This is a genomic window from Arthrobacter sp. D1-17, assembly GCF_054130535.1.
In genome coordinates, this window is the sequence record NZ_CP096382.1 from 3855866 (window position 1) to 3868040 (window position 12175).

The window sequence follows — 12175 nt, forward strand, 5'->3', positions numbered from 1 at the left end:
CCAGGATGCGAAATCGCGGACAGCCCCGGATTTCGAACTTTTGCAGCTGCACCACCGCCTGCTGCTCCTCCGGGCTGACCCGGGCGGGGCAGCGCTAGGCGCCGCTGCCCGTATGCTGTATGTGCGTCTGCCGGACCGCCGCTTGCCCCGTCTGTCCTTGCTCCATCCAGGGACGCGTCGGTGTTTGCCCCAGCTGGTCGTTGAATTCCTGGGCGTCCCGATAGTAGTCCAGCAGGCTCAGGCGGGACGCGGCCGCGGGGTCAAGAATGACGACGGCGCGGCGGTGCAATTGCAGAACAGACGCGGGGCAGTGTGCGCTGACCGGCCCTTCCACCATCGCCTGGACGGCGCTGGCCTTGTTCTCCCCCATCGCCACGAGCACGGCGAGCCTGGCTTCACGGATGGTCCCGAGCCCCTGGGTCAGGCAGAGCCGGGGAACGTCGCCGTCAGGAAAGAACCGGGCGTTATCCGCCCGCGTGGCTCCGGCCAGCGTCTTCACCCGGGTGCGGGACACCAGCGACGACGTTGGCTCGTTGAACCCGATGTGGCCGTTCGCTCCGATACCGAGGATCTGGATGTCCACTCCGCCGGCCGCTGCGATAGCGGCGTCGTAGCGGTCAGCCTCGGCGACAAGGTCCGGGGCATTCCCCTGCGGTGTGATGAGCTGCTCCAGCGGCAGGTCTACATGGTCCGTGAATTCGCGCCGGATGGTGGAGTGGTAGCTCTGTTCGTGCTCCGGCGGCAGCCCGGCATACTCGTCCAAGGTGAATGCACGGACCTGGCCGAAGCTGAGCTGTTCTTCGCGATGCCGCCGGATGAGCTCCTCATACGTTGATTTCGGGGAACCGCCCGTGGCCAGGCCCAGCACGGCCGGGCCCCGACGGACGCGGGCTTCGATGATGTCGGCGGCCCTGTTCCCGACGTGCTCTGCGGACTCACACAGAATAATCTGCACGGGCATTCCTTTCCTGGCTTATCTGCCTGCCGGCCCGATAAGCCTGCAGAAGTTCACATTTTTCGCTGGCGACCAGCACGTCGGCACGGTATCCCTCGGCAATGGAACCGACCGGAGTCGCGCCAAGCTGTGCGGGGCCGGGGCGGTCCAGTCCCATGAGCCGCGCCGGGGTCGCCGAAGCCGCTGCAACGGCATCGGCCAGCGGCACTCCCCACTCCATGCAGTGGCGGACGTTGTCCAGCAGCAGGCTGGTGGCCCCGGCGATCGCCCCGAGGTGCTCCTGGTCCCCTGCCGGAACCAGGCGGGCCACCCCGTCCTGGACGAGCACGTCGAGCCGGCCGAGCGTGTAGTGGCCGTCGGACATCCCGGTCGCGGCCATGGCATCGGTGACCAAGGCAACCGCGCGAGATCCCACAAGCCCGAAGACCATGCGGACAATTTCGGGGTCCAGGTGCACGCCGTCGGCCACGAGTTCCAGGACCATCCGTTCGGGCGCCTGCTGCGCGGCCTGCAGCAGGACCGGGATGGGTCCCGGTGCGCGGTGGCCCAGCGGAGGCATCCGGTTGAACAAGTGCGTGGCGGACCAAGGGCGAGCGTCACGGTTGCCACCCCGACCGCCGCCCGCGTCCTCACCGGAAACGCCGGTAAAGGCGCCCGCCAGCGCCTTCCGCGTCAGCGCGGCTGAGGCGTCGGTGTGGCCGAGCGACGGAACCACGCCGTAGTTCCGGCACAGCTCAATGAGCTCGGCAAAGTGCGCCGTTTCCGGGGCGAGCGTGAGGGAACGCACCGCGCCCTGGCCTGCCTCAAGCCACTGCCGCAGGAGCACCGGGTCCCCGTCGATGATGGCGTCGGGGTCCTGCGCCCCGCACATGCTCTTGGTGATGAACGGTCCCTCCAGGTGCAGGCCGGCCAGTGTGCCGTCCTGCACCAGCTCCCGCAGCACCGAGATCTGCTCCAGCAGCACGCTGGAAGGGACCGAGACGAGCGAGGCGAGTACCGACGTCGTTCCCTGGGCGGCGTGAAAGGCCGCCGCACGCCGCGCACCGTCCGCATCCGCGCCGAAGGTGTGTCCCACGGCGCCGTGGCAGTGGACGTCCACGAGTCCGGGCAGGATGACCGGCACCGGCTCCGTCTCGACGCCGACCCCGGCGGGCAGCTCCGCCGTCGGACCGCACCAGAGGATGCGCTCCCCGGCGATCACCACGGTGCCGTCATCGATCACCTTTTCGCCGGGCCGGCCCGTAATGAGGCGCCCGCGCAGCCCCCGCACGGTGCCGGCGGATTCCGGCGAGGTCAGGTCAGCTCGCATCGGCCTTGGCCATGGAACCGTTCTCGTCGGTTTCATCTTCGCGGCCCATGGTGCGCAGGTTCCAGCGCCGGATCACGAAGCGGAACACCACGTAGTAGATCGCTGCGTAGCCCAGGCCGATGGGCACCAGCAGGAGCGGGTTCTGGGCGATGCCGAAGTTGAGCAGGTAGTCGATGGCTCCGGCGGAAAAACCGAACCCGTGGTGGATGCCCAGAAAGTTGACCAGCATCATGGACGTTCCGGTCAGGAGGGCGTGGACGAGGTAAAGCGGCCAGGCAACGAACATGAAGGAGAACTCCAGCGGTTCGGTGATGCCGGTGAGGAAGGCGGTGAGGCCTGTGGAGAGCATGACGCCGCCGACGACCTTCTTCTGGGAGGGCTTGGCCTCATGCCAGATGGCCAGCGCCGCTGCGGGGAGGGCGAACATCATGATGGGGAAGAAACCGGCCATGAAGACGCCCGCTGAGGGGTCACCGGCGAAGAAGCGGTTCAAGTCGCCGTGCGTGCCGTTGTAGTCACCGATGATGAACCAGACGATGGAGTTCAGGATGTGGTGCAGGCCCAGCGGGATGAGCAGCCGGTTGAGGGTGCCGTAGATGCCGCCGCCCACCACGGTGTTGTCCGCGACGGCGTTCCCCACTGCCGTCAGGCCGGTGTTGAAGAAGGGGTACAGGAGGGCCATGACCACGCCGATCACGATCGCGGCGAAAGACGTCAGGATAGGCACCAGCCGGCGGCCGGCAAAGAATCCGAGCCAGTCCGGGAGGGTTGTCCGGTGGAACTTCTGCCACAGCCAGGCCGTGGTCAGGCCCATCACGATGCCGGCCAGCACCCCGTAGTTAATGACCGGATCCTCGCCGCCCTCCGGGGCGGGACCCAGGACCAGCGGTGCCATGACTTTGAAGACGTTGATCAGGACGAGATAGCCGACAACGGCGGCCAGTGCCGTTGATCCGTCACCCTTCTTGGCGAACCCGAAAGAGATGCCGACGGCGAAAAGCAGCGGAAGGTTTTCAAACAGGGCCCCGCCGGCGGCTCCGATCACCTGGGCAACGGTGGCCAGGGATTCGAACCGGCCCAGCAGATCGTCCTGGCCGAGGCGCAGAAGGAGTGCCGCCGCTGGAAGCGCTGCGATGGGGAGCATGAGACTGCGTCCGAACCGCTGCATGTTCTGCAGCGCTTTACCGCTCCCCTTGTCCTTGCCAGGAGCCTTGTCAGGGGCCTTTTCGGCCGTGCCTGTTGCGTTCCCTGCGGGTTTTCCCGTGGCATTTCCTGCGGTCTTGCCAGGGAGCTCGCCAGGGACGTTGCCTGCGGCATTGTCCGGGGCTGGCGTCGGCGACGCGCCTCCGGAGGAGGCGGACGGGTTTTCCGTGGACATGTGTTCCTCGTTTCGAAAGGGTGCTTGTGCGGCGATACGGGATTCAGTAGAGTCTTGGTAACTGGTTATAACCAGTGACAATCATCACTGTGAAGCGCATCGGGCGTTGTTGTCAACCTCAGGCAGGAAAAACGTGCAGTCCCGGCCTCCATGGATACGATCAGGAAACGAGCAACAGGAGTGGACATGTCCAAAGCAGAAACAATCCTCGCCGCCTTGGGCGGGGCCGATAACGTCGAAGAGATCGAAGGCTGCATCACCCGCCTCCGCACCGAAGTGGTGGATGCCGGCCGCGTGGACCAGGTTGCACTCAAGGCGGCCGGTGCCCACGGCGTCATGGTCGCCGGCAGCGTAGTCCAGGTGGTTGTGGGCCCCGAAGCTGAGAGCCTGGCAGAAGACATTCAGGACCTCATGTGAGCAGGCCTGACGCGACCACGCCTGATATGGGTGCAGCAGTACCCGCCGCAGCCATCAGCGTGGCCTCTCCCCTGCCCGGCAGGCTCATCCCGCTGAGCGAAGTCCCGGACCCCGTGTTCGCCAAAGGGCTGGTTGGCGGCGGAGCCGCCGTCGTTCCCGATGATGACGCAGGGGTGTTGACCGCCGTCGCTCCCCTGGATGGACGCGTCATCAAGGTGATGCCGCACGCGTACATCGTCCAGCATGCCTCCGGACCGGCTGTGCTGGTCCACGTGGGCATTGACACGGTGAACCTGAAAGGGGAGGGCTTCAGTGTGCTCGCGCAGAAGGGCGACCAAGTCAGCGCCGGTGACCCCATGATCACCGTTGACGTCACGGTGGTCCGCTCGAAAAACCTCAGCATGTGCAGCCCGGTGGTGATCCTCGATACCCCAGCGGACGCCGTCGGTACTCTGGAGAGCGGAGCACGCGTCGAAGCCGGCGGGCACCTGTTTAATCTGCCCGGACAATAGAGCCATGGACAAAGCAGGGGAACTGAAACACGTCTGGGTGCGCAAGCAGCTCCAGGACCTGGTGGCCAGGACCCTGCGCCCCGGGGACGCCCTGCTCGGGGAACGCCAGCTGGAGGAGCAGTTCGGAGTCTCCCGGATTACCGTGCGCAGGGCGATTTCCGACCTCGTGCAGGACGGCGCCCTGGTGCGGATCAAGGGCAAGGGGACCTTCGTCTCACACGGGCTGGTGCGTTCAACCCTGCACCTGGCCTCCTTCAACGAGGACATGCGGGCCGCCGGTTTTGAACCCAGCACTCGGGTTATAAAAGCCGCCATCGCGGAGCCGCCGGTGGCTGCCGCCGAGCACTTGGGGCTGCTTGGGGGACAGGAGGCGTACCAGGTGCGGCGGTTGCGGCTGGCGAACGGGGCACCCGTCAGCGTGGACGAATCCTGGCTGCCGCCCGGGCCGCTTCCCGATCTGCTCTCGGAGGACCTGACCGGGTCCCTCTACCGGATTCTCTCCGTCTCCGGGCATCCGGTGGAGCACGTCGAACAGACCGTCGAGGCCGCGGCCGCATCGGAGGAAACTGCCGCCCTGCTGGAAATCGAAGCGGGCACGCCGGTCCTCCTCTTTAGGCGCCGCTCGTTTACAGGCCAGGAGGATCCGGGCACGCCCATCGAGTACTCCATCTCGACCTACCGCTCGGACCGGTACCAGGTGTCCATGCGGCTGGCTCTCGGCTCATCCGCCCGCTAACCCCGCCCGGCTCACCGGCGCCGGGTCCCGCTCGGCTCACCGGCGCCGGGTCCCACCCAACCGGGTAGCAGCACGGTCCCTTCCCGGCCCTGAGGACGACATCTGCTGGGACTTACTTGGGCGGTCAGGGGCTGGGCGTGAAAACATACGGATCATGGCCCAGAAGATTGCGTACCAGGGTGAGCCTGGCGCCAACTCCAATATCGCGTGCAAGCAGATGTTCCCCGAGCTGGAAAGCGTGCCGTGCGCCAGCTTCGAGGACGCCTTCGAACTGGTGTCGGGCGGCGAGGCCGACCTGGCCATGATTCCCATCGAGAACTCGATTGCCGGGCGGGTGGCAGATATCCACATCCTCCTGCCGCAGTCCAAGCTTCAGATCGTAGGCGAATACTTCCTGCCCATCCACTTTGATCTGTTGGGCATCCCCGGCAGCACCCTCGAAGCCGCAACCGAGGTCCACAGCCATATCCATGCCCTGGGCCAGTGCCGCCGACTGATCCGCGAGGCCGGATTGCGGCCTGTCATTGCAGGGGATACGGCAGGGTCTGCCCGCGAGGTCAGCGAGTGGAACGATCCCCGCAAACTGTCCCTCGCTCCCCCGCTGGCCGCCCGGATTTACGGACTGGAGGTGCTGGCCTCACGGGTCGAGGACGATCCCTCCAACACCACCCGATTTGTGGTCCTGGCCCGGGAAAAGCCACTGCCGGCCCGGGATGAACTTCCCGGACCGGCAGTCACCAGCTTTGTGTTCCGCGTCCGGAACGTCCCGTCCGCGCTGTACAAGGCGCTGGGCGGCTTTGCCACGAATGGCGTGAACATGACACGGCTGGAAAGCTACATGGTGGGCAACGAGTTTGCCGCCACCATGTTTATGGCCGACGTCGAGGGCCACCCTGAAGACCTGCCCCTGAAGCTCGCGCTGGAGGAGCTGGACTTCTTCACCACGGAGGTGCGGATCCTGGGTGTGTACCCTGCCGCGGAATACAGGTCCGGGCAGGCTGACCGTCCAGCTGGATAGTGGTTTGCTTAGGCGACCAGTGTTAGGCCGACGGCCCTGCTTTGAGGGACGGGACGGGCTGTGCGTCAGCAGCATCAGCGGCATCGGAGTCCGCTGCTCCCAACGGAACTCCCTTCGTTTCCTTCACCAGGCTGACGCCGATGATGGAGATGACGCACAGGGCCATGATGTAGATCCCGATGGAGACGGACCAGCCGGTGTCCTTCAGCAGCGCTTCGGCTATGAGCGGTGCGAAGGCTCCGCCAAGGATGGAACCCAGGGCGTACCCGATGCCGATTCCCGAGTAGCGGACGCTCGCCGGGAACATCTCTGCGTACATAGCGGACATGGGCCCGTAGGAGAGCCCCAGTCCTATCGTCAAGACGAAGATGCCCACGCCGTAGGCCCAGATATTGCGGGTGTCGACCAGCAGGAACATCGGAATCACCCACGCGAAGATGAGGACGTAGCCAAGCTGGAAGGTGCGCACCCGGCCGATCCTGTCCGAAAGGGCTCCCCCGAAGAGGGTGAAGATGAGCCAGCCGAACGAGGCGAGGAGGGTGGCCAGCAGCACCGGGGAGGCGTCCATCTTCAGTGTCTTTTGGGCGTACGAGGACAGGAACGCGATCACGAGGTAGCCGGCGGCGTTGTTGCCGATGAAGATGACAGCGGCCAGCAGGACCTGCTTTTTGTTCGTCTCCAGCAGCTGCTTCAGCGGCGTGGCCGACTCCCGTTTGCGCTCCACCATTTCCTTGAACACGGGGCTCTCTGAAACGGCAGCACGGATGAAGTAACCCACGACGATCAGGGCTACTGATAGCAGGAAGGGAACACGCCAGCCCCATTCGAGGAACTGTTCCTCGGACATGGAGAGCCGGAGCAGGAACAGCACCAGGGTTGCGATGATCATGCCGACGGGCACGCCGATCTGGGGGTAGGCCCCCCAGAATCCCCGCCTGTCGCGGGGCGCGTGCTCCACTGCCATCAGTGCGGCCCCGCCCCACTCCCCGCCTGCAGAGAAGCCCTGCAGAATGCGCAGGACCATCAGCAGGATGGGGGCCCAGACACCGATCTGGGCGTATGTCGGGAGGAGCCCGATCAGGGCGGTGGCCGCTCCCATCATGACCAGGGTGAAGACGAGCATGGCCTTGCGCCCCACCCGGTCACCGAGCCGCCCGGCGATCACAGCACCGAGGGGCCGGAAGAAGAAGCTCACGCCGATCGTTGCCCACGAGACCAGCTGTGCGAGTCCGGGGCTGTCCGTGTCCAGGGGTTTGAAGTAGAGGCTGGCAAAGACGACGCCGGCGGCCTGGGCGAAGATGAAGAAGTCGTACCATTCGATGGTGGTGCCGATCATGGTGCCGGCAACCACGCGGCGGTCCGCCTGGCTCATGCGCTGGCGGGCCGCAGGCGCGCCTGTAGTTCGGGGCGATGCCATTCTCTTATGCTCCGTTGCTGACGAGGGTCGGGATGATTGTGCCGGCGATCGTGGCTGACGGCTGGGCCGCGGGACGTCCTGCCTCCGCGTGCCCGCCCGGCTGGAGCTTCGCAAAGAATGCGGCGAGCTCCGCCGTCGCGGTCAGCGGCAGGACGTTGGCCACGTACTGGTCGGGGCGCACCACGACAATGGCACCGTCGCGGTCCAGGCCGCGCTGCTCGAAGATATCGGCCTGCGGGTCGGCGCCGAACACGTTCTCGTAGTCCGTGAGCCTGAACGGACCGACCTGGGGCTTGAACGCTGCCGGGACCGCGCCCATGTCGATGCCCGTGTGGTCCTGCTGGTAGATGACCTTCACATCGAACCACGCATTGCGGTCGGCGCCTTCCGGCGTGGCGGCCAGCGGCGAGTCCGCAGAGTTCGCGAGCCATTCCGCCAGGTCCGCGGTTGGCGACGGCGCCCCTGCCTGCGCAGGATCTGCGAACACGTAGATGCGCCAGCGGCCGTCCGCCTTAGCCTGATGGCCCAGATGCAGCGGGTTGGTGTCGGCAACACGCAGAACGGGTGCGGACTTGAAACGTTTGCCGATGGGGAAGCCGGCGGCCAGGTTTTGGTGGGCGGGCTCAGCGATGAGCATCGACGGCGTGTACTGCGTCATGAATCCGGCGGGGAATTCAGCTGTGGACACGTAGAAGTTCTCCAGCTCCGTGGGGTCCTCGAACTCCTCGGGCTTCTTCGCCATGAGTGTGGACCACTCCTTGTCGAAGTCGATGAGGTTCTTCGCGACAACCTGGCGCTCGGCCGAGTAGGTGTCCAGCAGGGACTCTGGGCTCCGGCCCTCGAGCACGTGCCCGAGTTTCCACGCGATGTTGAAGCCGTCCTGCATGGATACGTTCATGCCCTGGCCAGCCTTGGCGCTGTGGGTATGGCAGGCGTCGCCTGTGATGAACACGCGGGGGCTGCGTGTGCCGCGGTCCTGCGGCAGGACGTCGTCGAACCGGTCCGTGAGACGGTGGCCCACCTCATAGACGCTGTGCCACGCGACGTTGCGTACATCCAGGGTGTAGGGGTGGAGAATATCGTTCGCCTTGGCGATGATCTGCTCGATGGTGGTCTTTCGCACCGCACCCTTGTCCCCCTCAGGGACGACACCGAGGTCCACGTACATGCGGAAAAGGTAGCCGCCCTCGCGGGGGATCAGCAGGATGGAGCCACCGTCATGCGACTGGATGGCGCACTTGGTGCGGATGTCCGGGAAGTCCGTCTCGGCCAGGACGTCCATGACGCCCCACGCATGGTTGGCCTGGTCACCGGCAAGGGTGCAGCCGATCGATTCGCGGACCTTGCTGCGGGCGCCATCGGAGCCGACAACGTATTTGGCTTTAACAATGCGTTCCTGGCCCTCGTTCGGCCCGGCGGTGTGGAGGAGCGTGACGGTGACGGGGTACTCGCCCTCGCCGGTGACCTTGAGGCTGCGGAACTCGTAGCCATAGTCCGGCGTCAGGCGGGTTGGCGACATGGCTGCGACCTCGGCGAAGTAGTCCAGCACACGGGCCTGGTTGACGATGAGGTGCGGGAACTCACTGATGCCGGCGGCGTCGTCGAGGGCGCGCGCCGCGCGGTAGATCCTCGAGGGGTCCTCAGGGCTCGGCTTCCAAAACGCCATTTCGGTGATCCGGTACGCCTCGGCGATGATGCGTTCCGCAAATCCGAAGGCCTGGAACGTCTCGACGCTGCGTGCCTGGATGCCGTCTGCCTGGCCGATCGCAAGACGCCCGGGGCGGCGCTCGATGATGCGTGTGTTGACCCCGGGAAACTGGGACAGCTGCGCGGCGGCGAGCATGCCGGCTGGTCCGGAACCGACGATGAGAACATCGACCTCGTCCGGGAGCTCTGCAGGCCTGTCAATACCGACGCCGGCGGCGGGCTGTACTCGCGGGTCACCGGATACGTAACCGTGGTGGTGGAACTGCACGGGCTTTCCTCACTTCGCTGTGTGGCTCTTTGCTGCCAGAGTTGTGTTCTATATCAGAACAATGGGTTCGATTATAGAAAAGCGGGCTGTGATTCAGTACTGTACGTCACATATGACCTGGGCTACAAGTAGCTGTTTTCCCGACGCCTGCTCCCGCGCCCGGCTTTCGGCACCGCCTGGCAATCCCGGGCTAAGACGGGGTTGACGCCGCCCCAAAAGCAGTCCAGTATGTTTCGTATACGATTTCGTACCTGATGAGGAGAACGCTTTGGAGCAGGTCAACGACGACACCCTGGCAGCAGCACGCAAGGTGATCGCTGTGCACATCAACTACCCCAGCCGCGCAACACAGCGCGGCCGGACGCCGGCCCAGCCCTCCTACTTCCTCAAGCCCTCGTCCTCCCTGTCCCTGAGCGGCAGCGTCGTCGAGCGCCCGGCGGGCTGCGAACTGCTCGGCTACGAAGGCGAGATCGCGCTGGTCATTGGCAAGGCAGCCCGGCGCGTCGGGATCGACGACGCCTGGAGCCACGTCGCCGCCGTCACGGCCAGCAATGACCTTGGTGTTTACGACCTCCGCTACGCAGACAAGGGCTCGAACCTCCGGTCCAAGGGCGGCGACGGCTTCACCCCGGTTGGTCCGGCACTTATTCCGGCAGACGCCGTCGACCCCGCCAAGCTGCGCATCCGCACCTGGCACAACGGCGAGCTCGTCCAGGATGACAGCACCGAAGACCTGCTCTTCCCGTTCGCCCGGCTGGTGGCGGACCTGTCCCAGCTGCTCACCCTTGAAGAGGGTGACATCATCCTGACCGGCACTCCCGCCGGCGCGTCCGTGGCCAAACCCGGCGACGTGCTGGAGGTCGAGGTCAGCACCGCAGGCTCAGGGGACGGCGGGCTAAGCACCGGTCGCCTGGTTACCAGGGTGGAGGAAGGCACGACGGCATTCGCTGGCTTTGGTGCCGGGCCCAAGGTTGATGACCTGCAGCGGGAAGAGGCGTACGGTTCCCGCGAGGCGGCAGGCCTTCCGGCCGAATCTTCAGAGGCAGCCGCGGCGGCCGTTTTGACCCCGGAACTGAAGGCAAAGCTGGAGAGCGTCTGCACCGCCACGCTGTCCTCCCAGCTGCGCAAGCGCGGCCTGAACAATGTCAGCATCGACGGCCTGCAGGCCACCCGCCCGGACCGCCGCGTGGTGGGCCTGGCCCGCACCTTGCGCTACGTGCCCAACCGCGAGGACCTCTTTAAGACCCACGGCGGCGGCTTCAACGCCCAGAAACGCGCCATCGACTCCGTCAACGAGGGCGAGATCCTGGTCATGGAAGCCCGCGGGGAGAAGGGCACCGGCACCATCGGTGACATCCTGGCCCTGCGCGCCCAGGTCCGTGGCGCCGCGGCCATCATCACCGACGGCGGGGTCCGCGACTTCGCCGCCGTGGCCGCCATGGAACTGCCCACCTACTACTCCAACCCCCACCCTGCCGTGCTGGGCCGCCGCCACATCCCGTGGGACACCGACATCACGATCGCCTGCGGCGGCACCACCGTGCAGCCCGGCGACATCATCGTGGCCGATTCCGACGGCATTCTCGTGATCCCGCCGGCACTGGCCGAGGAAGTCGCCGACGACTCCATCGTCCAGGAGCGCGAAGAGGTCTTCATCGCCGAGATGGTGGAGCAGGGCCACAACGTGGACGGGCTCTACCCGATGAACGCTGAGTGGCGCGCTAAGTACAAGCAATGGGAGGCCGGGAAGGATGACTGAAACAGTCGCCGCATCCGCCGGCACTGCCGACACAGCGGGCAGCAAGGCCGAGCAGGCTTACCGGGCCGTCAAGGCGCGGATTGTGGAGGGTACCTACACCCCCGGCTACCGTCTGGTCCTGGCTTCGATTGCCAAGGATCTCGGTTTCAGCGTGGTGCCGGTCCGTGAAGCGATCCGCCGTCTCGAGGCCGAAGGCCTGGTGAAGTTTGAACGCAATGTCGGGGCGACCGTCGCCGGGATTGACCCCACGGAATACCTCTACACCATGCAGACGCTGAGCATCGTGGAAGGTGCGGCGACCGCGCTGTCCGCACCCCTGATCGGGGCGGCGGATATTGCCCGGGCCCGCGCTGTGAACACGGAGATGCGGGAGTGCCTGAAGCACTTTGATCCCGTCCGCTTCACCCGGCTCAACCAGGATTTCCACAGCGTCCTCTTTGAACACTGCCCCAACCCGCACATCCTGGACCTGGTTCACCGCGGCTGGAACCGGCTGGCGTCATTGCGGTCCTCCACGTTCCGCTTTGTCCCCGGCCGGGCCCACCGCTCCGTGGACGAACACGAGGCGCTGCTCCGGCTCATCGAGACCGGCGCCGACGCCGACACCATTGAAAAAGCAGCACGGCTCCACCGCTCCGCCACCCTGGACGCTTACCTCTCCCAAACCAGCCCTCAAGACCCCAACTTTTAAGACAACAG

The 12175-nt window shown here is 65.8% G+C and carries 11 protein-coding genes; 6 read left to right on the forward strand and 5 right to left on the reverse strand.

Annotated features, from left to right (window positions below):
• Positions 1-94: 94 nt before the first annotated feature.
• Genes nagB through M1E01_RS17835 form a run of 3 tightly spaced genes read right to left on the reverse strand, consistent with a single transcriptional unit; the run spans position 95 to position 3642 of the window.
• Positions 95-955, reverse strand: a complete 861-nt coding sequence (nagB, locus tag M1E01_RS17825) for a glucosamine-6-phosphate deaminase (RefSeq protein ID WP_457972847.1) — start codon at positions 953-955, stop codon at positions 95-97.
• Entirely contained in the window at positions 936-2264 is a 1329-nt protein-coding gene (locus M1E01_RS17830) for an N-acetylglucosamine-6-phosphate deacetylase (RefSeq protein WP_457972848.1), read from the reverse strand. The genes nagB and M1E01_RS17830 overlap by 20 nt, the downstream gene beginning before the upstream one ends.
• Positions 2254-3642 (reverse strand): PTS transporter subunit EIIC, encoded by a 1389-nt coding sequence (locus tag M1E01_RS17835; protein ID WP_457972849.1) that lies wholly within the window; start codon positions 3640-3642, stop codon positions 2254-2256. Before M1E01_RS17835 ends, M1E01_RS17830 begins: the two co-directional genes overlap by 11 nt.
• A gap of 186 nt (positions 3643-3828) precedes the next feature.
• Here M1E01_RS17835 and M1E01_RS17840 point away from each other — a divergent pair, with 186 nt between their 5' ends.
• The 4 genes from M1E01_RS17840 (at position 3829) to M1E01_RS17855 (ending at position 6325) form a co-directional block, all read left to right on the forward strand.
• A complete protein-coding gene (locus M1E01_RS17840; RefSeq protein ID WP_457972850.1) occupies positions 3829-4059 on the forward strand; it encodes a glucose PTS transporter subunit EIIB in 231 nt (76 codons plus the stop codon).
• Positions 4056-4571, forward strand: a complete 516-nt coding sequence (locus M1E01_RS17845; protein ID WP_457972851.1) for a PTS sugar transporter subunit IIA — start codon at positions 4056-4058, stop codon at positions 4569-4571. The genes M1E01_RS17840 and M1E01_RS17845 overlap by 4 nt, the downstream gene beginning before the upstream one ends.
• 4 nt (positions 4572-4575) lie before the next feature.
• The gene (locus M1E01_RS17850) at positions 4576-5307 is read left to right on the forward strand and encodes a GntR family transcriptional regulator (RefSeq protein WP_457972852.1); all 732 of its coding nucleotides are present in this window, start codon (positions 4576-4578) and stop codon (positions 5305-5307) included.
• A gap of 154 nt (positions 5308-5461) precedes the next feature.
• Positions 5462-6325: a prephenate dehydratase gene (locus tag M1E01_RS17855; RefSeq protein ID WP_457972853.1), complete on the forward strand. Its 864-nt coding sequence runs from the start codon at positions 5462-5464 to the stop codon at positions 6323-6325.
• 22 nt (positions 6326-6347) lie between these two features.
• Here M1E01_RS17855 and M1E01_RS17860 read toward each other — a convergent pair whose 3' ends face one another.
• Together M1E01_RS17860 and M1E01_RS17865 are read right to left on the reverse strand one after the other, a co-directional pair.
• Positions 6348-7742, reverse strand: a complete 1395-nt coding sequence (locus tag M1E01_RS17860) for an MFS transporter (protein WP_457972854.1) — start codon at positions 7740-7742, stop codon at positions 6348-6350.
• Between the two features lie 4 nt (positions 7743-7746).
• Positions 7747-9717, reverse strand: a complete 1971-nt coding sequence (locus M1E01_RS17865) for an FAD-binding monooxygenase (protein ID WP_457972855.1) — start codon at positions 9715-9717, stop codon at positions 7747-7749.
• Between the two features lie 268 nt (positions 9718-9985).
• Here M1E01_RS17865 and M1E01_RS17870 point away from each other — a divergent pair, with 268 nt between their 5' ends.
• Positions 9986-11476, forward strand: a complete 1491-nt coding sequence (locus tag M1E01_RS17870; RefSeq protein ID WP_457972856.1) for a fumarylacetoacetate hydrolase family protein — start codon at positions 9986-9988, stop codon at positions 11474-11476.
• Positions 11469-12167 (forward strand): GntR family transcriptional regulator, encoded by a 699-nt coding sequence (locus M1E01_RS17875; protein WP_457972857.1) that lies wholly within the window; start codon positions 11469-11471, stop codon positions 12165-12167. The genes M1E01_RS17870 and M1E01_RS17875 overlap by 8 nt, the downstream gene beginning before the upstream one ends.
• The last annotated feature ends 8 nt before the right edge of the window (positions 12168-12175 follow it).

Bases quoted from the DNA above. Each gene is read 5' to 3' on its own strand.
- M1E01_RS17830 (WP_457972848.1), bottom strand. From the start codon at position 2,264: ATGCGAGCTGACCTGACCTCGCCGGAATCCGCCGGCACCGTGCGGGGG.
- M1E01_RS17835 (WP_457972849.1), bottom strand. From the start codon at position 3,642: ATGTCCACGGAAAACCCGTCCGCCTCCTCCGGAGGCGCGTCGCCGACG.
- M1E01_RS17840 (WP_457972850.1), top strand. From the start codon at position 3,829: ATGTCCAAAGCAGAAACAATCCTCGCCGCCTTGGGCGGGGCCGATAAC.
- M1E01_RS17850 (WP_457972852.1), top strand. From the start codon at position 4,576: ATGGACAAAGCAGGGGAACTGAAACACGTCTGGGTGCGCAAGCAGCTC.
- M1E01_RS17855 (WP_457972853.1), top strand. From the start codon at position 5,462: ATGGCCCAGAAGATTGCGTACCAGGGTGAGCCTGGCGCCAACTCCAAT.
- M1E01_RS17860 (WP_457972854.1), bottom strand. From the start codon at position 7,742: ATGGCATCGCCCCGAACTACAGGCGCGCCTGCGGCCCGCCAGCGCATG.
- M1E01_RS17875 (WP_457972857.1), top strand. From the start codon at position 11,469: ATGACTGAAACAGTCGCCGCATCCGCCGGCACTGCCGACACAGCGGGC.